This is a genomic window from Mesorhizobium sp. CNPSo 4684 (genome assembly GCF_057784315.1).
In genome coordinates, this window is sequence record NZ_JBWLUX010000004.1 from 151,575 (window position 1) to 174,514 (window position 22,940).

22 protein-coding genes and 2 pseudogenes are annotated in these 22,940 nt (G+C 63.1%); 18 read left to right on the plus strand and 6 right to left on the minus strand.

All coding sequences use genetic code 11. The features are described 5' to 3' along the window. The first annotated feature begins 3 nt into the window (after positions 1–3). The 6 genes and pseudogenes from AC04SG_RS05035 (at position 4) to AC04SG_RS05060 (ending at position 5,600) form a co-directional block, all read left to right on the plus strand. Complete coding sequence (locus tag AC04SG_RS05035) at positions 4–2,223, plus strand: 3-hydroxyacyl-CoA dehydrogenase NAD-binding domain-containing protein (protein ID WP_488550150.1); 2,220 nt, start codon at positions 4–6, stop codon at positions 2,221–2,223. Positions 2,224–2,249: 26 nt separating this feature from the next. Next, positions 2,250–2,387, plus strand: a pseudogene (locus tag AC04SG_RS05040) (thioesterase family protein); the annotation flags it as partial. A gap of 102 nt (positions 2,388–2,489) precedes the next feature. Next, positions 2,490–2,861, plus strand: a pseudogene (locus AC04SG_RS05045) (thioesterase family protein); the annotation flags it as partial. A 138-nt stretch (positions 2,862–2,999) separates the two neighbouring features. Then, positions 3,000–3,923: a sterol desaturase family protein gene (locus tag AC04SG_RS05050; protein ID WP_488550151.1), complete on the plus strand. Its 924-nt coding sequence runs from the start codon at positions 3,000–3,002 to the stop codon at positions 3,921–3,923. A gap of 157 nt (positions 3,924–4,080) precedes the next feature. After that, complete coding sequence (locus AC04SG_RS05055) at positions 4,081–4,728, plus strand: S24 family peptidase (protein ID WP_488550152.1); 648 nt, start codon at positions 4,081–4,083, stop codon at positions 4,726–4,728. Beyond that, positions 4,728–5,600 (plus strand): thermonuclease family protein, encoded by an 873-nt coding sequence (locus AC04SG_RS05060; protein WP_488550234.1) that lies wholly within the window; start codon positions 4,728–4,730, stop codon positions 5,598–5,600. The genes AC04SG_RS05055 and AC04SG_RS05060 overlap by 1 nt, the downstream gene beginning before the upstream one ends. Here AC04SG_RS05060 and AC04SG_RS05065 read toward each other — a convergent pair. After that, positions 5,563–7,212, minus strand: coding sequence for a lysine--tRNA ligase (locus tag AC04SG_RS05065; protein ID WP_488550153.1), 1,650 nt, complete (start codon positions 7,210–7,212; stop codon positions 5,563–5,565). The two genes, AC04SG_RS05060 and AC04SG_RS05065, sit on opposite strands and share 38 nt — an antisense overlap. Here AC04SG_RS05065 and AC04SG_RS05070 point away from each other — a divergent pair. Then, entirely contained in the window at positions 7,196–7,393 is a 198-nt protein-coding gene (locus AC04SG_RS05070) for a hypothetical protein (protein ID WP_192258855.1), read from the plus strand. The genes AC04SG_RS05065 and AC04SG_RS05070 overlap by 17 nt on opposite strands. Further along, entirely contained in the window at positions 7,371–7,784 is a 414-nt protein-coding gene (locus AC04SG_RS05075) for a tellurite resistance TerB family protein (protein ID WP_488550154.1), read from the plus strand. The genes AC04SG_RS05070 and AC04SG_RS05075 overlap by 23 nt, the downstream gene beginning before the upstream one ends. 67 nt (positions 7,785–7,851) lie before the next feature. Here the strand turns inward: AC04SG_RS05075 and AC04SG_RS05080 are convergent, their stop codons facing one another. Next, positions 7,852–8,673 (minus strand): ABC transporter substrate-binding protein, encoded by an 822-nt coding sequence (locus tag AC04SG_RS05080; RefSeq protein WP_488550235.1) that lies wholly within the window; start codon positions 8,671–8,673, stop codon positions 7,852–7,854. 286 nt (positions 8,674–8,959) lie between these two features. On the opposite strand from AC04SG_RS05080, the gene AC04SG_RS05085 reads away from it, so the two are divergent. From AC04SG_RS05085 to AC04SG_RS05095, 3 genes are all read left to right on the plus strand, one after another. Beyond that, positions 8,960–9,691, plus strand: coding sequence for a helix-turn-helix transcriptional regulator (locus tag AC04SG_RS05085; RefSeq protein WP_436257997.1), 732 nt, complete (start codon positions 8,960–8,962; stop codon positions 9,689–9,691). A gap of 98 nt (positions 9,692–9,789) precedes the next feature. Then, positions 9,790–10,428 (plus strand): acyl-homoserine-lactone synthase, encoded by a 639-nt coding sequence (locus AC04SG_RS05090; RefSeq protein WP_436257998.1) that lies wholly within the window; start codon positions 9,790–9,792, stop codon positions 10,426–10,428. Between the two features lie 15 nt (positions 10,429–10,443). Next, complete coding sequence (locus AC04SG_RS05095) at positions 10,444–11,193, plus strand: enoyl-CoA hydratase-related protein (protein WP_488550155.1); 750 nt, start codon at positions 10,444–10,446, stop codon at positions 11,191–11,193. Between the two features lie 77 nt (positions 11,194–11,270). Here the strand turns inward: AC04SG_RS05095 and ppk2 are convergent, their stop codons facing one another. Further along, on the minus strand, positions 11,271–12,176 hold the full coding sequence (ppk2, locus tag AC04SG_RS05100; RefSeq protein ID WP_488550156.1) for a polyphosphate kinase 2: 906 nt from the start codon (positions 12,174–12,176) through the stop codon (positions 11,271–11,273). 100 nt (positions 12,177–12,276) lie between these two features. Between ppk2 and AC04SG_RS05105 the strand changes: the two genes are divergently transcribed. From AC04SG_RS05105 to AC04SG_RS05115, 3 genes are all read left to right on the plus strand, one after another. After that, a complete protein-coding gene (locus AC04SG_RS05105) occupies positions 12,277–13,542 on the plus strand; it encodes an ATP-binding protein (protein ID WP_488550157.1) in 1,266 nt (421 codons plus the stop codon). A 115-nt stretch (positions 13,543–13,657) separates the two neighbouring features. Continuing rightward, a complete protein-coding gene (gene phoU, locus AC04SG_RS05110; protein ID WP_488550158.1) occupies positions 13,658–14,383 on the plus strand; it encodes a phosphate signaling complex protein PhoU in 726 nt (241 codons plus the stop codon). A gap of 83 nt (positions 14,384–14,466) precedes the next feature. Continuing rightward, entirely contained in the window at positions 14,467–15,474 is a 1,008-nt protein-coding gene (locus tag AC04SG_RS05115; protein ID WP_112560494.1) for a magnesium and cobalt transport protein CorA, read from the plus strand. Between the two features lie 104 nt (positions 15,475–15,578). Here AC04SG_RS05115 and AC04SG_RS05120 read toward each other — a convergent pair whose 3' ends face one another. Beyond that, entirely contained in the window at positions 15,579–16,097 is a 519-nt protein-coding gene (locus AC04SG_RS05120) for a GcrA family cell cycle regulator (protein WP_477233711.1), read from the minus strand. Between the two features lie 358 nt (positions 16,098–16,455). On the opposite strand from AC04SG_RS05120, the gene AC04SG_RS05125 reads away from it, so the two are divergent. The 3 genes from AC04SG_RS05125 (at position 16,456) to AC04SG_RS05135 (ending at position 19,728) form a co-directional block, all read left to right on the plus strand. After that, entirely contained in the window at positions 16,456–17,655 is a 1,200-nt protein-coding gene (locus tag AC04SG_RS05125; protein ID WP_488550159.1) for an acetylornithine transaminase, read from the plus strand. Between the two features lie 17 nt (positions 17,656–17,672). Next, positions 17,673–18,584, plus strand: a complete 912-nt coding sequence (gene argF / locus AC04SG_RS05130) for an ornithine carbamoyltransferase (protein WP_192258864.1) — start codon at positions 17,673–17,675, stop codon at positions 18,582–18,584. A gap of 112 nt (positions 18,585–18,696) precedes the next feature. Continuing rightward, a complete protein-coding gene (locus tag AC04SG_RS05135; RefSeq protein WP_488550160.1) occupies positions 18,697–19,728 on the plus strand; it encodes an Hsp33 family molecular chaperone in 1,032 nt (343 codons plus the stop codon). A gap of 184 nt (positions 19,729–19,912) precedes the next feature. Here the strand turns inward: AC04SG_RS05135 and apaG are convergent, their stop codons facing one another. After that, positions 19,913–20,305 carry a Co2+/Mg2+ efflux protein ApaG gene (apaG, locus tag AC04SG_RS05140; RefSeq protein WP_112565540.1) on the minus strand — a complete coding sequence of 131 codons (393 nt, stop codon included), beginning with the start codon at positions 20,303–20,305 and terminating at the stop codon, positions 19,913–19,915. A gap of 209 nt (positions 20,306–20,514) precedes the next feature. On the opposite strand from apaG, the gene AC04SG_RS05145 reads away from it, so the two are divergent. Next, positions 20,515–21,669 (plus strand): ceramide glucosyltransferase, encoded by a 1,155-nt coding sequence (locus AC04SG_RS05145; protein WP_488550161.1) that lies wholly within the window; start codon positions 20,515–20,517, stop codon positions 21,667–21,669. A 39-nt stretch (positions 21,670–21,708) separates the two neighbouring features. On the opposite strand, the gene AC04SG_RS05150 is transcribed toward AC04SG_RS05145, so the two are convergent. Further along, on the minus strand, positions 21,709–22,899 hold the full coding sequence (locus AC04SG_RS05150; protein ID WP_488550162.1) for an O-succinylhomoserine sulfhydrylase: 1,191 nt from the start codon (positions 22,897–22,899) through the stop codon (positions 21,709–21,711). Positions 22,900–22,940: the final 41 nt, after the last annotated feature.

The window sequence follows — 22,940 nt, forward strand, 5'->3', positions numbered from 1 at the left end:
GACATGACCTACACGAACTTCACGGTCGACACCGACGCAGACGGCATTGCGCTGGTCACCTGGAACATGCCGGACCGCTCGATGAACGTCTTCACCGAAGAGGTGATGAACGAGCTCGACAAGATCATCGACCAGGTGGTGGCCGATGCCGGCATCAAGGGTGCGGTGATCACCTCGGGCAAGGACAGCTTCTCCGGCGGCGCCGACCTGACCATGCTACAGAAGATGCTGACGGTCTTTGCCAAGGAGAAAGGCAAGGACCCGGAGAAGGCCGCAAAGCTTTTGTTCGACAATGCCGGGCGTATGGGCGCCCTTTGGCGCAAGCTCGAGACATCGGGCAAGCCCTGGGTTTCGGCCATCAACGGCACCTGCATGGGCGGCGCCTTCGAACTGTCGCTTGCCTGCCATGGCCGCGTTGCAGCCGATAGCGACAAGGTCAAGATGGCCTTGCCGGAAGTCAAGGTCGGCATCTTCCCCGGCGCCGGCGGCACCCAGCGCGTGCCGCGGCTGACCGACCAGCAGCAGGCGCTCCAGATGCTGACCACGGGCCAGAACCTGTCTGCGCAGAAAGCCAAGGCCATGGGCCTGATCCACGAGGTCGCCGAGCCGAGCAAACTGATCGACACTGCCAAAGCGATGATCAAGAACGGCCTGAAAGCCGTCCAGCCCTGGGACGAGAAGGGCTTCAAGCTGCCCGGCGGCCAGATCTATTCGCCCGCCGGCTTCAATCTGTGGCCGCCGGCCATCGCCATCCTGCGCCGCGAAACCTATGGCAATTATCCGGCCGCCGCGGCCATCCTGAAATGCGTCTATGAGGGCCTGCTGGTGCCGTTCGACACCGGCCTGCGGATCGAACAGCGCTATTTCACCGAAATCATGCAGTCGAAGGAAGCGGCGGCGATGATCCGCTCGCTGTTCGTCTCGCTGCAGGAGCTCAACAAGGGCGCCCGCCGCCCGGCCGGCGTGCCGGAAACCAGGTTCAAGAAGATCGGCATTCTCGGCGCCGGCTTCATGGGCGCCGGCATCGCCTTCGTCACCGCCAAGGCCGGTATCCCGGTCGTGCTGCTCGACCGCGACATGGCGTCGGCCGAAAAGGGCAAGGCACATTCCGACAGCCTGATCTCGGATCAGGTCAAGAAGGGCCGCGCCAAGCCCGAGGATAAGGAGACGCTGCTGTCGTTGATCACGCCGACGGCGGACTATGCCGATCTCGCCGGCTGTGACCTCGTCGTCGAGGCGGTGTTCGAGGATTCGGCCGTCAAGAAGGCTGCGACCGAACAGGCGGAAGCGGTGCTGAAATCGCCGGCGATCTTTGCCTCCAACACCTCGACCATCCCGATCACCGCGCTGGCCAAGAATTCGGCGCGGCCGAAGAATTTCGTCGGCATCCACTTCTTCTCACCGGTCGACAAGATGATGCTGGTCGAGATCATCCTGGGCAAGAAGACCGGCGACAAGGCGCTTGCCACCGCGATCGACTTCGTGCGCGCCATCAAGAAGACGCCGATCGTCGTCAACGACACGCGCGGCTTCTACGTCAACCGCTGCGTGCTGCGCTACATGTCGGAAGCCTACAAGATGCTGATCGAGGGCGTTCCGGCCCCGATGATCGAGAACGCCGCCAAGGCCGCCGGCATGCCGGTCGGCCCGCTGGCGCTGACCGACGAGACGGCGATCGACCTTGCTCAGAAGATCATGAAGCAGACCATCAGGGACCTCGGCGACAAGGCCGTCGACCCCAAGCAGATGGCGCTGATCAACACGCTGGTCGACACCCATGGCCGCTTCGGCCGCAAGAACGGCAAGGGTTTTTACGACTATCCCGCAAAGCCCGCCAAGAAGAAGCTGTGGCCGGGGCTGAAGGATCTCTATCCGCAGCTGAAGCCGGAGAAGGTCGACTATGAGGAGCTGCAGCAGCGCCTGCTGGTCACCATCGCGTTGGAAGCGGCAAGGGTGATGGAAGAGGGCATCGTCACCGACCCGCGCGAGGCCGATGTCGGCTCGATCCTTGCCTTTGGCTTTGCGCCGTTCACTGGCGGCGCGCTGTCCTATATCGACGGCATCGGCGCGAAGGAGTTCGTCAGAATAGCCAAGGGCCTGCAGAAAAAATACGGCGCCGAGTTCAAGGCGCCAAAGCTGCTGCTCGACCTGGCCGAAAAGGGCGAGACCTTCTACCAGCGCTTCGACCCCTATGCGAAGGGCGAAGTGAAGAAGGCCGCTTGATCTGGCGCTGGGGGCGCCTGGCGCGCATGATGGCCACGGCATCACGCCGTGGCCCCTATATGGTCGGCAGCAAAAGCCGCCTGGCTTTCCGCTGCCTGCCGACCGACATCGACTTCAACAGCCATCTCAACAACGCCCGCTACATGATGCTGGCCGATCTCGCGCATGACCCCGAAAATCGGAATCGATTTTCGGAAAGGATCATGCGCCAAATCAAAGTGCTACAGCGTCCTTAGCGCGTCCAATAGGACGCGCGGCGCTGTAGGCGCATCGACATCTTCCTGCGCGTCGGCCTGATCGCGCTGGCGCGCAAGAAAGGCTGGGCGCCGATGATCGGAGGTCTGGAGTCGGTCTATGTGCGCGAGATCAGGCTGTGGCGTCGCTTTGAGGTGATGTCCTCGATCGAGACCTGGGAAGGTACCCAGGTCATCGGCAGGCACCGGTTTGTCCTCGACAATGGCGAGACGGCCGCTTTGATCATGACGACGGGCGGTGTCTATGACCGCCCCGGCCGCCGCTTTGTCGACATCGACGAGGTCGTGGCGGCACTTGGCCGTTCCGTTCAACCGCGGCCGCCGACAGAGGCTGAGCGGACTTTCATGACCTCCCACCTGGGATTGCGCAGCCTGGCCAAGGGGGGTGAGGGTGCAGGGGAAAAGATCCAATACCAAAACCCGGATTCAACCGGCCTTAAACAAATTCCGTTAAGGCTGCCCCTGCCGGGCCGGGCTTCGCGACGGGTCGCTTTCGCTCCCCGGCGCGGTTAGGGGCGCGGCGTGGACGGCATTGTCAATTTCATCACCGGCATTTTCGATGCCTGGCGCGGCCAGGCGAGCGATCCCGGCAAGCAATGCGTCTTCGCCTTCCTGCTCCTGCTGCTCGCCCTCGATATTGCCCGCAAGGGCTGGCGACTTTCCTGGTCGCGGCGCGCAATCGAGAGTGTCGCGGCGACGCTGGCCATCTTTCACATCAACATCGTGCTGATCCCGGGCCTCTGGCTGCTCTCCGGGGAAATCGAGACGCTCTATGGGCTGCTGGGCATCCCCAGCGTGCCAGGCACCGTCTGGGAAAACCTGCCGGTCTGGGCGCTCAGCCTTGTTGCCATACTCGCGCATGATTTTGCCAATTACTGGAACCATCGCCTCATGCACATGAAATGGCTGTGGCCGGTGCACGCGATCCATCACTCCGATCCGGTCGTCAACGGGCTGACAACCTATCGCGTCCACGCTCTGGAGATGCTGGTGATGTGGGGCTCCTACACCGTCCTGCTGACCTGGCTCGGTCTGCCTGCGGGCGCCATCGGCATCGGTGCGTTGCTCCTGCTGCTGCACAACATCTACGTCCACATCGACGTCGACTGGAGTCACGGCCCGCTACGCATGCTGGTCGCTTCGCCACGCTTCCACCGCTGGCACCATGCCGATGTGCCCGAGGCCTACGGCAAGAACCTCGCCAATCTATTCCCCTTCTTCGACTGGATGTTCGGCACCTACCGTGTTCCCGGCCCTTGCAACGCTCCCATGGGCGCGGCCGGCGTGCCACGCAATGATGTCGTGCAGCTGACTCTGTGGCCTCTGCTGGAATGGTCACAAATGGCGACGAGGGGAGTCCAGGCATTGCGGGCCGTGCTTGCCGGCTGGCTGGCGCGCGACGCTGGCGTGCGTGAGCCGCGGCCGCTCGACGTCAAGGTGGAATAGAACTGCGCCGCGCTGGCGCTTGGCCAAGACAAATGCTGGACAAGGCTGCCCTCGGCTCTTATGAAGGAAAGGTATTTTTTCCTGTTTTTGAGCATGATCCCAAAAAGTGGGTACCGGTTTCTGGAAAAGATCATGCTCCATCTAAAGGGAGAGCGAATTGCTCTCGCATGACCGCGTTTGGGCCGCCATCGACGCTCTCGCCGAGCGTTATTCGCTGTCGGCCTCAGGCCTTGCCCGGCGTGCCGGCCTTGATTCGACCGCGTTCAACAAGTCGAAGCGGTTGTCCTCGGATGGGCGGCCGCGTTGGCCTTCGACCGAATCGCTGGCCAAGATCATCGAGGCGACGGGCGCTTCGCTCGACGAATTCACCGGGTTGGTCGAAGGCCGCGCCAAGACCGCAGGCGCCACGACAGCGCAGCGTTCAGCAGTGCCGCTGCTTGGCTTTGCCCAGGCCGGCGCCGGCGGCTTCTTCGACGATGCCGGCTATCCCTCGGGCCAGGGCTGGGATTTGGTTGAGCTTCCGGCTCGGGTGACGGAAACCTCCTATGCGCTGAAGGTGCAGGGCGATTCCATGCTGCCGCTCTACCGCAATGGCGATGTGCTGATTGTCGAGCCGGGCGCCGCCACCCGCAAGGGCGACCGCGTCGTAGTCAAGACCAATGCCGGCGAGGTCATGGCCAAGGTGCTCGACCGTCAGACGACGAAATCGATCGTACTGATCTCGCTCAATCCCGAACACCCGGACCGTGATATCGCGATGCGCGATGTCGAATGGGTGGCGCGGATCGTCTGGGCAAGCCAGTAGTGCGGCTGCTGCAACTGGCCCTGGCCGTGCTGGCGGTCCCGGCAATGGTGGCCCTGGTTGTCGCCGGCGGCCGCGTGTTGCAGCCCGAGCAGAGCAGCGTCGTCATCGACCAGATCGACCCGGTCGCTGACATCGCGCCCGAAGAGCCCGCGACGTCGGCGATCTCCGAGATCCAGCCCCCCAGTCCTCCGGTGCATTCGCCTCCGCTGCATTCGAGAGCGATCGATCCAGAGGCCATCGCACCGCCTCCGCTGCCGTCAGAGGAGCTCGAACGGGTCGAACCGCGCGCACCGCTGAGCGATCTGGCGCTGGCCGGACCGCCCAAGCCGCGCCGGCCGAAAGCAGTCGACGACTGGGGCGGGACAAAACTGTTCCAGCCGGTCGCATCCGCCGCCGGCCTGATCGAAGCCAATGGTTATTCCGTGGCGGTTTCCGGCATCGACATCGTCAGGCAAGACGAGATCTGCACCGATGACGGCAAGTCCTGGGCTTGCGGCGTTCGCGCGCGCACCGCGTTCCGGTCTCTCCTGCGCGGCCGGGCCGTGGCGTGCAAGCTGCCGCCGGAGGCCGACCGCAACCGGATCGTCGCCGAGTGCCGCATCGGCAACCAGGATGTCGGCCAGTGGCTGGTCGAAAACGGCTGGGCGCGCGCGGTCGCCGGCGGCCCCTATGTCGAAGCGGGCCACAAGGCGCGCACCGCCAAAAAGGGCATCTTCGGCGCCGCGCCCGATCTCGGCGGCCTGCCACCGGCGCCAACGCCGGTTGCCGCACCAACGGCCTCGCAGCCGATCCTCGATGCCCCGGCGACGGACACGCCGCCGGCCGGGACGGATGCTACGCCGCCAACTGACCAGCCAACGCCCGCTCAATGAGCGCGCGCGTCTCGGGGATGCCATAAAGCGCCGCGAACGAGCCGAAGCGCGGGCCGCGTTCCTGGCCGATCAGCACCTGGTAGATCATCTGGAAGAAAGCGCCGGAAACGCCGGGGCCCCCGTCCGGACTCTGCTTGGAATGATCCTGATAGCGTTCGATCTTGCGCGCGACGTTGAGCGAAGCGTTCTGGATCGCTTCGCCATCGGCGCTCGCGGGCAGGGCGCCAAGCGCGTTGCCAAGAGCTTCGAGTGCTGCGCGTTCGACGTCGTCGGCTGGCCTGAACGTCTTCGTCGGCTTCACGAAATCGTCGAAATAGCGGATGGCGAAGCCGACCAGCTGGTCGAGCTCGGGATGCGTTGCCGGCGTCACGCCCGACGTATGGCGCGAGATGAAGCCCCACAGCACATCCTTGTTCTGCGCGTTGGAGGCGCTGACCAGATTAAGCAGCAGCGAGAACGGCACCGGCAGGTCGATCGCCGGCGGCTTGCCGTCATGCATATGCCAGACCGGATTGCCCAGCCGCTCCTTCCAGTCCTGGCGCGGATAGGCGCCGAGGAAGGTGTAGTACTCGTCCACGGCCCGCGGGATGACGTCGAAATAGAGTTTTTTCGCCTGCCTGGGCCGCTGGTACATGTAAAGGCCGAGGCTTTCGGTCGGCGCATAGCGCAGCCATTCGTCGATGGTCAGCCCGTTGCCCTTCGACTTCGAAATCTTCTGGCCGTTCTCGTCGAGGAACAGCTCGTAGACGAAATGCTCCGGCGCGCGTCCGCCGAGGATGTTGCAGATGCGGTCGTAGACCACCGCATTGGTCTGGTGGTCCTTGCCGAACATTTCGAAATCGACGCCAAGTGCTGCCCAGCGCATGCCGAAATCCGGCTTCCACTGCAGCTTGACCCTGCCGCCGGTCACCGAAAGCGTGGTGTCGGTGCCCTCATCGTCGAAGGTGATGGTGCCGGCTTTGGCGTCGACATGCTTCATCGGCACGTAGAGCACGCGGCCGCTCTTCGGCGAGATCGGCAGGAACGGGCTGTAGGTCGCCTGGCGCTCCGGCCCGAGCGTCGGCAGCATCACCGCCATGATCTGGTCATAGCGTTCGGCCGCACGCAGCAGCATCGCATCGAAGCGGCCGGCCTTGTAATACTGTGTCGCGCTGGCGAACTCGTAGTCGAAGCCGAACGTATCGAGGAAGCGGCACAGCATTGCGTTGTTATGGTCGGCAAAGCTCGCATAGTCGCCGCCGAACGGATTAGGCACCGACGACAGCGGCATGTGCAGATAGGGCTCGAGCGCTGCGCGATCCGGCACATTGTCGGGGATCTTGCGCATGCCGTCCATGTCGTCGGAGAAGCACAGAAGCTTGGTCTTGACCTTGTTTCCGGTTAGCACGTGGAAGGCGTGGCGCACCATCGAGGTGCGGGCGACCTCGCCGAACGTGCCAATATGCGGCAGGCCCGACGGCCCGTAGCCGGTCTCGAACAGCACGGTCTCGGGAAAGTCGGCTCCTTTGTAGCGCTCGATGATCTTTTTGGCTTCCTCGAACGGCCAGGCCTTGCTTTCGGCTGCTGCCGCAAGCATCTCGGGATTGAGATCGACGATGTTTGATCCCGTCATGTCGCTGTCTTCCAAATCATGCACCGGCATCGCCGGATCGGAGTTTTTCAACCGGTCTCTAGGCGTGCACGCCTTGGGCGTCAACGCGCGCGGCGGTTTTTCCTTGCGGCGCGGAGACCGCGTTCCTACCTTCGAAACCCAATATCAAGGAGTTTTGAATGCCGTTGCCGTCCACGCATGAAGCCCTGATCTACCTGATGGTCATCACCTCGGCGTCCGACCGCGACATGACCGATGTCGAACTGGCGCGCATCGGGGACGTCGTCCGCAGCTGGCCGGTGTTCGAGAATTTCAATCAGGACAGGCTTATTGCCATCGCGCAAGACTGCCAGAAGATGCTGCATGAAAAGGACGGGTTGGAAGGCGTTCTCGAGCGTGTTGGCAAGGCTTTGCCGGAGCGGCTGCACGACACCGCCTATGCCGCCGCCTTTGAGGTTGCCGCCGTCGATCTCGAAATGCGCATGGAGGAATTGCGGGTGCTGCAGCTCATCCGGCGCCAACTCGATCTCGATACGCTGACCGCCGCGGCCATCGCGCGCGGCGCGAAGGCGCGGCTGCGGACGTTGACCTAAAAGTCTCGCCGGTAGCCCTAGAAAAAGCTGACCAAGGACCGGATCAGAAGAAACTGACCGGGCCGGATCAGAAGAAACTGACCGGGAAATAGCGTAGATAGAATTCGGCGAACGTGCCTTTCACCGATATCTCCTGCAGCGCGTAGTCCATGGCCGCTGCCAGCGCCGGGTCGCCGGCCCTTGTGGCAATCGTCATGCCGGATCCCAAATATTCCGGGGCCAGGTACGGGCCACCGGCGAAGCGGCAGCAGCCTGCCGCGTCCGTGCCGCCCAGCCAGAAGGAAAAGCGCATGCCGTCGCCGAAGGCGGCGTCGATCTTGCCGCCTTTCAAATCGCTGTAGAGGTCTTCAGGGCTGTTGAAGGGGACGATCTGCACCGTGCCGAAATAATCGCGCAGCATCTTTTCATGCGCCGAGCCGGCCAGCACGCCGACCCGCTTGCTGCGCAATTTGTCGAGGATCGGCTCGGCAAAGGCCTTGGTCTTCGGCATGATGAAGCGCGCCGGAAACTGCAGATAGGAGCGCGAAAAACTGTATTTCGCCCTCGTTTCCGGCGTCGCGGCGATGCCGGCGATGATCGCCTCGCCTTCGCCTTTTTGCAACGCATCGTCGAGCTCGGCCCAGGGCAGCGCCTGGATCTGGCATTTGTCGGCGATGTCGAGTTCGGCGCAAATCGCCCGCGCCAGGTCGATGTGAAAGCCGGACAGCCGGCCGGCGCCGTCGAGAAAGTTGAAGGGCGGGAAATCGGTGGTGGTGAGGAATCTGAGCCTCGGCAGCGCCGAGAGATCCGGTTTCGGCAGCCGCTCCTTGGCGTCCCAAAGCACGGGCACCTGCGGTTCCGCCGCCCACGCGACTCCCGCAAACGGCTGCGCTCCGACCAGCAGCGACAGCAAGGCGATGGCTATCCAGCGAGATGTCACGAAAGAACTCCACGCGTCTTGTTGGCTTTTGATACGAAAACGGTGCAGGCACAATTGTTTTTGATTTCAAAGGGCAAATTTCGAGTTATGCTTCATAGAGGTTGCAAATAGCCGCGCAGAGTCGGTCCGAGGGCAAGCGGTCGCTGCGCTACAAAAACCAAGCATGGGGCTTGCAATCCGGGGTTGATGGCGAAGTGCGCATCAGGCGCGTAGCATCGGTCTCAAGAGCGGTAGGCAACATGGGGTAGATGTTGCGATGAGTCAGTTCGATCGCACACTGGAATACATGGACCAGCTGCAGCATGCCGACACGGCGGCTGCGGTTTGTGAAACATTGCTTGGCGTCACCTCGCATTTTGGCCTGACGGCGCTGATGGCGGGAACGGTCCCGCAACCCGGCACGCCGCGTGGCCAGCAAAAGGACCACGTGCTTTTGTGCGACTGGCCTGTGGAATGGCTGGAGCGCTATGTGGCGCGCAACTATGTCGACCATGATCCCGTTGTCAGCCACATGAAGGAATTGCAGGCGCCGTTCCAATGGCGCGAGGCGTCGCGCGGCATCCGCGTCGACAGGAGCAGCGGCGAGGTGATGGGCGACGCCAGAGAGTTCAAGCTGCGCGACGGCCTAGCCTTTCCGCTGGTGACGCTCGAAGGCCAGATCGTCATGGTCTCGCTGGGTGGCGAGGCCGTCGAATTGTCGGGCGCCGAATTCGGATTGGTGTCGCTGGTGTCGACCTATGCGGTCGGCCGCGCCATGCAACTGCACACGATGGCGGCCAACACCATCGATCACATCGAATTGACCCCGCGTGAGCGCGAATGCCTGAAATGGGCAGCCGTCGGCAAGTCCGAATGGGAGATTTCGCAGATACTCGGCATCTCGGAGCACACGTCCGAAAAACATCTCCTTAACGCTAAGAGTAAACTCGGTGCCGTCAACAGGGTGCAAGCCGTCGCCGAAGCGATTAGGCGCGGCTATATTAGCTAGGTCGGCCGTGCCGACCTAGAAAATTCCTGCCTGCGTGATCACGCAATTTTATCTGGAAAGTGCGGCCGTATCTTCCTCTTGAGCCCAGGAGACGGCTAATGCTTTTCGCTCTTACAACACAGGAATTGATGGAACGTCCCGACCTTTGGGAGGCTGTCCATCGTCTGCGCTACAAGATCTTCGTCGAAGAGATGGGCTGGACCGATCTGAAGCGCCCCGACGGCCTCGAGATCGACCAGTTCGATCATGACGAGGCGGTGCACCAACTGGTCATCCGCGGCGGCGAACTCGCCGGCTACCAGCGCATGTTGCCGACGACGCGGCCACATCTGCTGACCGAGGTGCTGGCCGATCTCTATGAAGGCACGCCACCCTCCGGACCGAGGGTCTGGGAGCTGACCCGCTACGCGGTGGCGCCCGGCTATCGCGACGGCAAGCGCGGCGTGTCGACGGTCGGCACCGAGCTGATCGCCGGCTTCGTCGAGTGGGGACTGAAGCGCGACGTCAACCAGGTGATCATCGAGTTCGAACCGATGTGGGTGCTGCGGGCACTGCAGCTGCATTTCCTGGCAACGCCGCTCGGTTATCAGCGCACCTATGGCAACCAGCAGGTCGTCGCAACCCTGCTGACCTTCAACGCACACACGCTCGATGTCGTGCGCTCGCGCCGTAACCATCACGCCCCCGTGCTGGCCAGAGGCACGCCCGACATGCTCGGCATGCGGCAGGCATCGTGAGATCGGAGACGACAAATGAGCTTTGACCCCCAACCCGAATTGCGTGGCCACACGCTGGTCGTCACCGTGTCGTCGCATGACGGCCGGCCGGTTCTGGACAGGCGCGCCTATGCAAGCCTGGCCAGGACCTTCCATGAAGCCGCCGTCGACGACAATGTTCGTGTCGTGGTGCTGCGTGGCCTCGCCGGCTGCTTTTGCCTTGGTGGCGATTTCTCCGAGTTCCTCGACTCCACCAAGCATCAGCAGCTGATCGCCGCCGTCACCGACATGTTCCGCACGCTGGCGACGTTCCCCAAGCCGGTGCTGGCCTGTGTCGACGGCGATGCCGTCGGCGTCGGCTGCACCATCCTGTTCCACTGCGACATGGTGATCGCCTCGAGCAACAGCACCTTCCGGGTGCCGTTTGTCGATTTCGGCCTGGTGCCGGATGCGGCAACCTCGATCCTGGCGCCGCAGAAACTCGGCTATGCCGGAGCCTTCCGCTTCTTTTGCCTGGGCGATACGCTCGGCGCCGAAGATGCCCGGGCGCTTGGCCTCGTCGCCGAGATCGTGGCCAATGGCAGTGCCGAGGAGGCAGCGATCGGCAGGGCAAGGCAACTGGCCAAGAAGCCGGTTGCAGCCCTTCTGCAGACGCGCGGCCTGCTCAAGGGCGATACGGCCGTGCTCTGCGACCGCATCGATCGCGAGATCACGCTGTTCCAGCAAGCGCTGCAGGACGACACCACGCTGAAGCGGCTGCAGCGGATCGCCCGCCTGGCGGCATGACGGCAGCCGTATAGTCGCGGAGGATGAAAAAAACAGAGCCCATCCCGATATCAGGGGTGGGCTCTGTGCCTCGGCGTCTACTTCTCCAGGAATGACGGCCCTTCGCCGATGATCTTCTTGTCTTCCTTGCCGATGGCGTCGAGATCGCGCCCATCATAGGGCAACGACAACAGGATGCGCCGCATGGCGGCCAGACGCGAGCGTCGTTTGTCGTTGGCCCGCAGGATGATCCATGGCGCGAACTGCTTGTGCGTGCGCTCGACCATCTGGTCGCGGGCCTTGGTGTAGTCGTCCCATTTGGTGATGCCGGCAATGTCGATCGGCGAGAACTTCCAGCTCTTCAGCGGAGACCAGCGGCGGTCGTGGAACCGTTCGAGCTGGGTTTCGCGGCCGATGTTCAGCCAGAATTTGAAGAAATAAATGCCCTCGTTGGAGATCATCCGTTCGAAATGCGGCGTCTCGTCGAGAAATTTCTCATGCTGCTCCGGCGTGCAGAAACCCATCACCGGCTCGACGCCGCCGCGATTGTACCAGGAGCGGTCGAAGGTGACGAATTCCCCCGACGTCGGGAAATGGTCGACATAGCGCTGGAAGTACCACTGCCCGACTTCGGTCGGCGTCGGCTTGGTCAGCGCCACATTGCGCGCGGTCCGAGGATTGAGATACTGGCGCAGCACGAAGATGGTGCCGCCCTTGCCGGCGGCATCGCGCCCTTCGAACAGCGACATCACCCGCTTGCCGGTCGCCTGCAGCCAGGCCTGCGCCTTGACCAGCTCTATCTGCAGCCGCTCCAGCGTCTCGTCGTACTCCTCGCTCTTCATTTTCTTGTCGTAAGGGTAGTCGCCGGCGGTCAGCTTGTTGTCCTCGATCCAGGCCGGGAGCTCGGGATCCTCGATATCGAACTCCCGCTCCTTGCCGTCGATCCTGATCTTCAGCGGACCCTTTGCCGGCTCTGCGGCTGGACTTTCCTTGGTTTTTTTCATCGAGACGAACCTTTTCAGCTTACGGACTCATGCTATGGGGGGCCTTGAAGCCGGTCCAGCGGAAGTTTCGTTCGGCCGGCGCAAGGTGCGGGACGCGCGAATGGCTGACACCGGCGCAGAGCGGATAACCACGGCGCAGGCGCTAAGGGCCAGGGTGTGGAACGGCCGCTGGCTGCTCGCCGCCGGCGTCGTTGCGGTCGCGGCCGTCTATGCTTTCGCTGGCATGTCCGTCTATGTCGTTCTGCTCGCCTGTGCGGTGCTGCTTGCTGCCGCGATGCTGCCGACCGGCGGCGCAAGCCAGTCCATCCAAAGCGATGCCGCGATCGAGGCGAGCGGGCTGCAGCGGCTTTCCGGCGAATATCTTGCGGCCGCCGTTGCCGATCCGCTGATCATCTTCGACCGCACCGCAACCATCGTCCATGCCAATGCCGCCGCCTTCGCTGCCTTTGGCGGGATCGCGCCCGGCCTGTCGCTGTCGTTGAAATTCCGCGCCCCTGAGATGCAGGCACTGCTGGACAGCGTGCTGTCGGGGACGGTCGCCTCCGACGTTGTCGACTACACCGAGAAACTGCCGGTCGAACGGGCCTACCGGGTCAGCGCGTCCTCGGTCGGCCATGCCACCGATCTCTTTGTGCTGGTGTTCAAGGACCAGAGCGAGACACGCCGCATCGACCGCATGCGCGCCGACTTCATCGCCAATGCCAGCCATGAGTTGCGCACCCCGCTGGCCTCGATCTCGGGCTTCATCGAGACATTGCGCGGCCCGGCCCGCAACGATCCGGCGGCGCGCGAGCAGTTCCTGCAGATCATGCAGAATCAGACCGGCCGCATGGCACGCCTGATCGACGATCTGCTGTCGCTGTCGCGGCTGGAAATGAAGCCCTATCTGAGGCCGGGCACCGAGGTCGATCTGCGCCAGACCATCGACAGCGTCATCGATTCTCTCGGGCCGCTCGCCAGGGAGAACAGCGTCGTCATCGAGCGCGACTATGCCGAAGGGCCGCTCGACGTGCCCGGAGACCGCGACGAGCTGTTCCAGGTATTCGAGAACCTGTTGGAAAACGCCTGCAAATACGGTCAGCCGGGCGGACGCGTCACGGTGTCGATTGCGCGCGGCGAGGCCGGTCCCGAACCGGGCATCGACGTCACCATCAGGGACTACGGCCCAGGCATTCCCGAAGAACACATCCCGCGCATCACCGAGCGCTTCTACCGCATCGATGTTGAGAGCAGCCGCACCCAGAAAGGCACCGGCCTTGGCCTGTCCATCGTCAAGCACATCTTGACGCGTCACAACGCCAGACTTTCGATCAAGTCGGAAGTTGGCAAGGGCGCGGCGTTCACGGTCCATTTGCCGGCGGGCTGAGACAGTACTATTTACTAACTGCCTGTTTCTTCTTTCTGTCATCCGGCTGGCGTATCAGCACAGGATTCGAGGAAACGACTCAAAAGGCCAAGGATTCCAGGAAGGCATTTGATCCATGCAGTCCGTACACATCGTCAGCGCCTATGACGAAGAGCTGAAATACCTGTCGAAACGCATCGCTGCGATGGGCGGGCACGCCGAGCGTATGGTCGAGCAGGCGATCCAGGCACTGGTGAATGCCGATCCCGGCCTCGCCCAGAAGGTCATCCGCGACGACATTGTCCTCGACGAGGGCCAGCGCGAAATCGACGACAAAGCCATCGTCATCATCGCCAAGCGCCAGCCGATGGCGACGGATCTGCGCGAGATTGTCGGCGCGATCCGTATTTCCGCCGACCTCGAACGGGTCGGCGACCTCGGCAAGAATGTCGCCAAGAGGGTGGTGAGCGTCATTGACGGCCGCCAGCCGACCAGCCTGTTTCGCGGCCTCGAGGCGCTCGCCGAGCTCGCATTGACCCAGCTCAAGGAAGTGCTCGACGTCTATGCCTCGCGCTCGGTCGACAGGATAGGCTTCGTGCGCGATCGCGACGACCAGATCGACGCCATGTACACCTCGCTGTTTCGCGAGCTTTTGACCTACATGATGGAAGATCCGCGCAACATCACGCCGTGCACGCATCTGCTGTTCTGCGCCAAGAACATCGAGCGCATCGGCGACCACGCCACCAACATCGCCGAGACCATCTATTACATCGTCACCGGCGACCAGATGCCGGCCGAGCGACCGAAAGGCGACAAGACCGACAAGATTGCGCTTCCCCAGACGGTGCCGGTCAAGTGAACGACCGCCTCTCGAACGCTTAATCATATTGCGCTAAACTATCGCAGCGTTAAGCTTCTCAGGTTCTGCTTCCGGAGGCTGCGATGGAATATGTCCGAGAGTTCAAGCCGGCGCCGGCATCGTCCGGCATCATCGCGTCGAGCGTCTACACCGCCGGCAAGCGCATCGCCGACATCCCGATCGAAGAGGCCGGCGAATGGGCGAGAAAATCGGGCCATGTCGTCTGGATAGGGTTGCTCGAACCCGACCGCGAGCTGTTGCTGCGCGTCAAGGCGCAGTTCCATCTGCATGAACTGGCGATCGAAGACGCCGAGCATCCGCACCAGCGGCCAAAGATCGAGCAATATGGCGATGCCCTGTTCATCGTCGCCCGCACCGCCCAGCTGATCGACGGCCGCGTCACCTTCGGCGAGACCCATCTGTTCGTCGGCTCAGGCTATATAGTCAGCGTCAGGCATGGTCCCTCGACCTCCTATGCCGCCGTGCGCCAGCACTGGGAAAGCTGCCCGCATTCGCTGGCCAAGGGCGAGGATTTTGTCCTCTATGCCATTCTCGACTTTATCGTCGACAATTACATGCCGGTGCTGGAACAGATCGAGGACGAGGTCGAGGCGATCGAAGACAAGATCCTGCTGAAGCCGATGACCGGTCCCGACATAGAGCGGCTCTACATGCTGCGCCGGGATTTGTTGCGCCTGCGCAATGCCGCACTTCCCTTGGTCGAGGTCTGCCGCCGGCTGACCAGCGCCGAACTGCCCCAGATCCATAGCGCCATGCACCCGCTGTTCCGCGATGTGACCGACCACATCCGCACCGTCCAGGAAAAAATCGACAGTCTGCGCGAGGTTCTGGCCTTCGCCTTCGAAGCCAGCTTGCTGGTTGGCCAGAGCCAGGAAACCGCGAATACCAAGAAGCTGGCGTCATGGGCCGCCATACTGGCGGTGCCGACGGCCCTCGCCGGCATATACGGTATGAATTTCGATGACATGCCGGAGCTGAAGATGGAATACGGCTACCCGGTAGTGCTGACCGCGATCGCCTGCATCTGCTTGTTTTTGTACTGGCGGTTTCGCAAGAATGGATGGTTGTGAGGGCAGTAGGGCAGTAGGGCAGTAGGGCAGTAGGGCAGTAGGTTAAGACGACGCCTCGCGAGCGCAGTTCAAAAACATACTGCCATACTGCCCTATTCCCCTAATTACCTGCTCCGCCGCCGCTCCGAAGCCGGCTGGAACGCAACCCTTGCGTGATACTTGCAGTAAGGTCCGGTTTCTGCGGCCTCGTTGCCGCAGAAGTTGAAATCTTCCGACAGCGGATCGCCATTCGGCCATTTGCAGGTGCGCTCAGTGAGGTCGGTGAGCTGTAGATGTCGCGAGATCGGCACGACGACGTTCTCGACCGGGCGGATGTAGTGGCGAGCCACCGGCTCGGCGTCGAACTGTGTCTGCAGCGCGGTCGCGCCGATCGAGGTGGTGACGTGGCGCTGCGTGGTTGCGGCGCGCGACACCGACTTCTGGATGGAGGATCCCTGCGCCGTCTTCTTCTGGCGCGCCGGCGTTGCGGTCGAGCGTCCGCGGCCCGACAGCTTCAGCCGATGCACCTTGCCGATGACGGCGTTACGGCTGACCCCGCCGAGTTGGGCCGCGATCTGGCTTGCGCTCAAACCTTCCGACCACAGTTTTCTGAGAAGTTCTACCCGCTCGTCAGTCCAGTTCATGAGACCGCGCTCCTGCTAAGCGTGCGGCAGCCGGAATCCATTCCCGACCCGGCAACCTTTGCCGGGGCAGACACCACATATATTAGGTGATTAGGTCCGCCGCACGAAATCTAGTTATTTCCCGACTACAATTACCTCATGTGTTGACTCGGTGACAAGAGTCCCAGGGGCAACACGAATCGGTTTTTTCGGTTTTCCCCAACTTGCCCGGTCGCTTATGAGCCGGCGTGTCGTCGGGAGCTTGCCGCGCGCCTTTGCACGACGTTTTCGTTGACTTCATGGCCGAAAAACACGATAAGCCGCACAAGGCCGCCGCTTTGGCGGCTTTTTTGATTTTCCGGTACCGGAGACGCATATAATGAGCGGTTCGGCGCTTTACGAGACCTTTGCTCGCGCACCCCTGGCCTTCGACCACGGTGAAGGCACTTGGCTGGTCACCGACAAGGGCGAGCGATATCTCGATTTTGCTGGCGGCATCGCGGTCAATTCGTTGGGCCACAGCCATCCGCATCTGGTCTCGGCGCTGACCGAACAGGCGGCCAAGCTCTGGCACGTCTCCAATCTCTACGAGATCCCGGGGCAGACCCGGCTGGGCGAGCGGCTGGCCGAGGCTACCTTCGCCGACAAGGTGTTCTTCACCAATTCCGGCGCCGAAGCCTTGGAATGCGCGATCAAGACGGCGCGGCGCTACCAGTTCGTCAAGGGCCACCCCGAGCGCTTCCGCGTCATCACCTTCGAGGGCGCCTTCCATGGCCGTACGCTGGCGACCATCGCCGCGGGCGGCCAGTACAAATATCTCGAAGGCTTCGGCCCCAAGGTCGAGGGTTTCGACCAGGTCGGCTTCGACGACATCGAGGCCGCCGAGAAGGCCATCACATCGGAGACCGCCGCGATCCTGATCGAACCGGTGCAGGGCGAGGGCGGCATCCGCCCGGTGCCGACGCAATCTCTTAAGCGCCTGCGGCAGCTTTGCGACCAGCACGGCCTGCTGTTGATCTTCGATGAGGTCCAGTGCGGCATCGGCCGCACCGGCAAGCTGTTCGCGCATGAATGGACCGGCGTGACGCCCGACATCATGGCGATCGCCAAGGGCATTGGCGGCGGCTTCCCGATGGGCGCGTGCCTGGCCACCGACGAAGCTGCCGTCGGCATGACGGCAGGCGTGCATGGCACCACCTTCGGCGGCAATCCGCTGGCGATGGCGGTCGGCAACGCCGTGCTCGATGTGGTGCTGGAAGACGGCTTCCTGGAAGACGTTCAGCGCAAGGCATTGCTGATGAAACAGGGTCTGGCGGCCGTCGCCGACGAATTTCCCGATGTCATCGAAGGCATCAGGGGCACCGGCCTGATGCTCGGCCTGAAATGCGCCATGCCCAACACCAAGGTCAACATGGCGCTGCGCGACCAGCATCTCCTTGCGGTGCCGGCCGGCGACAACGTCATCCGCCTGCTGCCGCCGCTGACCGTCACCGATGCCGAAATCGGCGAGGCACTCGACCGCATCCGCGCCGGCGCCAAGGGCCTGGCCGACGCCATCACCGCTGCCGCCGCGAAGTAACCCCGGAACCATTCCTGATGTCACTTCGCCATTTCACCGATCTTTCCGCCGTTTCCGAAGGCGATCTGCGGTTCATGCTGGACGACGCGGTGGTGCGCAAGGCGCGCCTCAAGGCCGGCGAGCGCACCAGGCCGCTCGAGGGCAAGGTGCTGGCGATGATCTTCGACAAGCCGTCGACGCGCACGCGTGTCTCCTTCGATGTCGGCATGCGCCAGCTCGGCGGCGAGACCATCATGCTGACCGGCACCGAAATGCAGCTCGGCCGCTCCGAAACCATTGCTGACACCGCCAAAGTGCTGTCGCGCTATGTCGACGCCATCATGATCCGCACGACGTCGCATGAGCGGCTGCTCGAGCTGACCGAGAACGCCACCATCCCGGTGATCAACGGGCTGACCGACGACACCCATCCCTGCCAGCTGATGGCCGACATCATGACCTTCGAGGAGCATCGCGGTCCGGTTGCCGGCAAGACCATCGCCTGGACCGGCGACGGCAACAATGTGCTGCATTCGCTGCTCGAAGCCTCGGCGCGGTTCCGCTTCAACCTCAATGTCGCGGTGCCGGAAGGCAGCGAGCCGGCGCAGAAGCATATCGACTGGTCGAAGACCAATGGCGGCAAGCTCAGCTTCACCCGCTCGCCCGAGGAAGCCGTCGACCAGGCCGATTGCGTGGTCACCGATTGCTGGGTGTCGATGGGTCAGGAACACCGCGCCCGCGGCCACAATGTCTTCTCGCCCTATCAGGTCAATGCGGCGCTGATGGCAAGGGCCAAGCCCGACGCCCTGTTCATGCACTGCCTGCCGGCGCATCGTGGCGAGGAGGTGACCGACGAGGTCATCGACGGGCCGCATTCTGTGGTGTTCGACGAGGCCGAGAACCGGCTCCACGCCCAGAAGGCCGTGCTCGCCTGGTGTCTTGGAGCTTGAAGTGCCTTGGTGCCTGACGTGCTTGGGCGCTTGATCTGGGGCGGCGAGATGCCTATCTGCGCCGCATCACGCAAATCAAGCGCGTTTGGACGCATGCATCCCAGAGGGCGGCATGGCCGCGCCCTGGAGCTTTGTCATGTTGGAAACGCATCAAGTGACTGAACATCACCCCAAACTCGGCGAGTTCGGCTATGCCGGCGACGATCACGTCGTACCGTTCGAGGTCGGCCCGCTCGACGTTCGCGGCCGCACCGTGCAGCTCGGGCCGATGCTCGACGCCATCCTCGGCCGTCACGATTATCCCGAGCCGGTTGCCCGCCTGCTGGCCGAAGCCTGTGTGCTGACGGTGCTGCTCGGCACCTCGCTGAAATTCGAGGGCAAGTTCATCCTGCAGACCCGCACCGACGGGCCGGTCGACATGCTGGTCGCGGATTTCTCCACACCCTCGGCATTGCGCGCCTATGCGCGCTTCGACGCCGATCGGTTGGAAGCGTTGGCAGCCGCAGGCGAGACCTCCCAGCAGACGCTGCTGGGCAGCGGCGTGCTGGCGCTGACCATCGACCAGGGCGCCCACACGCAGCGCTATCAGGGTATCGTCCAGCTCGACGGCGAGACGCTGGAGGACGCCGCGCGCACCTATTTCCGTCAGTCGGAGCAGATCCCGACCGAGCTCAGGCTTTCTGTGGCCAAGCTTCTGACGCCAGGCCCCGGCGGCGCGCGCGAACAATGGCGCGCCGGCGGCATCCTGGCGCAGTTCCTGCCGCAGTCGCCCGAGCGCATGCGCGTGCCCGACATTTCGGGCGGCGACGGCGATCCACGCGATGTGACGCATGAACCGGCCGACAATTCCTGGCAGGAACTGGTGGCCCTGCTCGGCACCATCGAGCCGACCGAACTGATCGACCCGACCATCGGCGCCGAGCGGTTGCTCTACCGGTTGTTCCATGAACACGGCGTGCACGTCTTCGGCGGCGTTCCGGTCGCCGACCGGTGCTCCTGCTCGCGCGACAAGATTCGCGGCATTCTCGAAGGCTTCTCCGCCGAAGAGATCAAGGAGAGCACCGAGGATGGCGGCATTCACGTCGCCTGCGAGTTCTGCTCGAAGCAGTATGACTTCGACCCAGCGGAATTCGCGGCTCAGTAAGGCCTCTTCCTTCTCCCCGTTTCACGGGGAGAAGGTGCCCGAAGGGCGGATGAGGGGCAGCGCGACCATTGGTGAATAGTCGCGCGCCTGGTCTCCGTCATATGCGTAGAAGATAACCTCACGAGCCAGCGCCGCCCCTCATTGCCCTGCCGGGCATTTCTCCCTGTAAACGGGGAGAAAGACGCTAATTCACCGTCCGCCGTGTCCCCGGCAAATCCAGCGAAAACGCCGGGATAGCGATGTCGAACGTCTCGCCCCTTTTGTTGCGCATGGTGTAATGCCCGACCATGAAGCCCGACGGTGTCGAGAGCGGGCAGCCGGACGTATATTGATAGCTGTCGCCGGGATTGAGCTCGGGCTGGTCGCCGACGACGCCGGCGCCGCGCACCTCTTCGACCCGGCCGCTGCCGTCGGTGATGTGCCAGTAGCGCGACATAAGCTGCACGAACTCGTCCGACTGGTTGTCGATCGTCACCTGGTAGCCCCAGACATAGCGGTTCTCCGACGGATCGGAGCGATCCTCCAGATAGAACGGTCTGACCTGCACTTCGATGTTGCGCGTGACGGCGCGGTACATAGGCTGCTCCAAACGACACCAACGGACCTGTCGGCGCTCTTGCCGTACTCCCGGATTAGGGCCTCATGCGCAGTTGCCGAACAACAATGTCATTTAAGTGACACATGACAATGATGGTGTGCACGAACCGTATCGGGCGACTCAGCGCTCTGTCGAACTGTTGAAAACGGCCATTCTTGGCCGCTTTTTCCCGGAGTGACCAGATCTCGATGGAACTGACAGTCATAGCAGCGCTGCTTTCGACACTCCTGCTTCTTTCCAATCTCGCCAGCATTGTGCTCGCCTCGCTCAGCCTGAAGCGGCCGCGCCAGATTGCTCCGCCGGCCAGAAAGGCGCCGCCGGTGTCGATCGTGGTGCCGTCGCGCGGCGTCGAACCGTTTACCGAGGAGACGCTTGCCCGTGCCTTCTCGCTCGACTGGCCGCGCTACGAGCTGATCTTCTGCGTCGCCCATGCCGACGATCCGGTGGTCAAACTGATAAACCGGGCGATTGTCCGGTTTCCAAAGGTGACGGCGCAGCTGCTGATCGGCGATGACCGCATCAGCAGCAACCCGAAACTCAACAATTGCGTCAAGGGCTGGGCGGCGGCGCAGCACAACTGGGTCATCCTGGCCGATTCCAACGTGCTGATGCCTGTCGACTATGTCCAGCATCTGATGGCGGCCTGGCGGCCGGACACCGGGCTTGTCTGCTCGACCCCGATCGGCTCGCGGCCGGACGGTTTTTGGGCCGAGGTCGAATGCGCCTTCCTCAACACGCTGCAGGCGCGCTGGCAATATGCCGGCGAAGCCCTTGGTCTCGGTTTTGCCCAGGGCAAGAGTATGCTGTGGAACAAGCCGATGCTCGACGCCAATGGCGGCATCGAGGCGCTTGCCGCCGAGATCGCCGAGGATGCCGCCGCGACCAAGCTGGTCAATGGGCTCGGCCTGCGCGTCAATCTCGTTGCCTCCCCCTTCGAACAGCCGCTCGGCCAGCGTACGTTTGCCGAGATCTGGTCGCGCCAGACGCGCTGGGCGCGGCTGCGCCGCGTCACCTTCCCGCTGTTCTTCACGCCCGAGATCCTGACGGGTGTGGCGGTGCCGCTGCTGCTGGCACTGGTCGCGGCGGCAAGCGCCGGCGTCAGCATGCCCACCACGGCTTTGTGCGTCCTGGCCTTTGCCTATGTGCCGGAATGCCTGCTCGCCTGGGCCAAGGGCTGGTATTTGTCACCGCGCATCGTCACCGCCATGATCGCGCGCGATGCGATGCTTCCCGCCATCTGGTCGCGCGGTTGGCTCGGCGGCGCGGTCGAATGGCGCGGCAATGCCATGACCATCCGCACCAAGGCGATGACGGAACTGGAAGAGGCCTCGTCGGGCGCCTGAGCGCCGCCCAGGCCTTTGCCTTGCTTTCGGAGCAGGCCGCTACTTCGCCGCCTTAAGCGCCTGTGCAACGTCCTCGAGCAGATCGTCCGTATCCTCGAGGCCAACCGACAGCCTCAGCGTTCCCGGCCCGATGCCGAGTTCGGCGCGCGCCTCCTCGCTGAGGTTCTTGTGCGTCGTCGTCGCCGGATGGGTGATCAGGCTCTTGGCGTCGCCGAGATTGTTGGAGATCAGCACGATGTCGAGCGCGTTCTGCAAGGCAAAGGCCGCCTGCTTGCCGCCCTTGACGTCGAGGCAGATCAGCGTCGAGCCGCCCGCCATCTGCTTCTTGACGATGTCGGCCTGCGGATGGTCGGCGCGGCCGGGATAGATGACGCGGGCGATCTGCGGCTGTCCGGCCAGGAAATCGGCGATCTTGCCCGCACTTTCCGTCTGCTGGCGCACCCGCACCGGCAGCGTCTCGAGACCCTTCAGCAGCGTCCAGGCGTTGAAGGGCGACAGGCTCGGGCCGGTATGGCGGAAATAGTCGTGCAAATTCTCGTCGATCCACTTCTTGTCCGACAGGATGATGCCGCCGAGACAGCGTCCCTGGCCGTCAATGTGCTTGGTCGCGGAGTAGACGACGATGTGGGCGCCGAGCAGCAAGGGCTTCTGCTGCAAGGGCGTGGCAAAGACGTTATCGACGATCAGCCTGGCGCCGATCGAGGTGGCGAGCGATCCGACGGCGGCAATGTCGACCACTTCCAACGTCGGGTTGGTCGGGCTCTCCAGGAAGAACAGTTTGGTGTTCGGCCTGACCGCCTTTTCCCAGTTGGCGATGTCGGTGCCGTCGACCAGCGTCGCCTCGATGCCGTATTTCGGCGCCAGCGTCTCGACCACCCAGCGGCAGGAACCGAACAGCGCGCGCGCCGCAACGATATGGTCGCCGGCCTTGGCGCTGCACAGCAGCGCCGCCGTCACCGCAGCCATGCCGGACGCGGTTGCCCGCGCGTCTTCGGCGCCTTCCAGCGCGCACATGCGCTTTTCGAACATGTCGACGGTCGGGTTGGCGTAGCGCGAATAGATGAAGCCCGGCTCCTCGCCCTTGAACCGGGCTTCGGCGGCCTGCGCCGTCTCATAGACATAGCCCTGGGTCAGGTACATCGCTTCCGACGTTTCGCCGAACTGGGAACGCAGCGTCCCCCCATGCACGAGTGCGGTCTGAGGCTTCCAGTTACGCTTCTTGGTGCTCATCGCTTTTCTTCCAGACACAAAAAAACCGGCCGCGAAAGTCG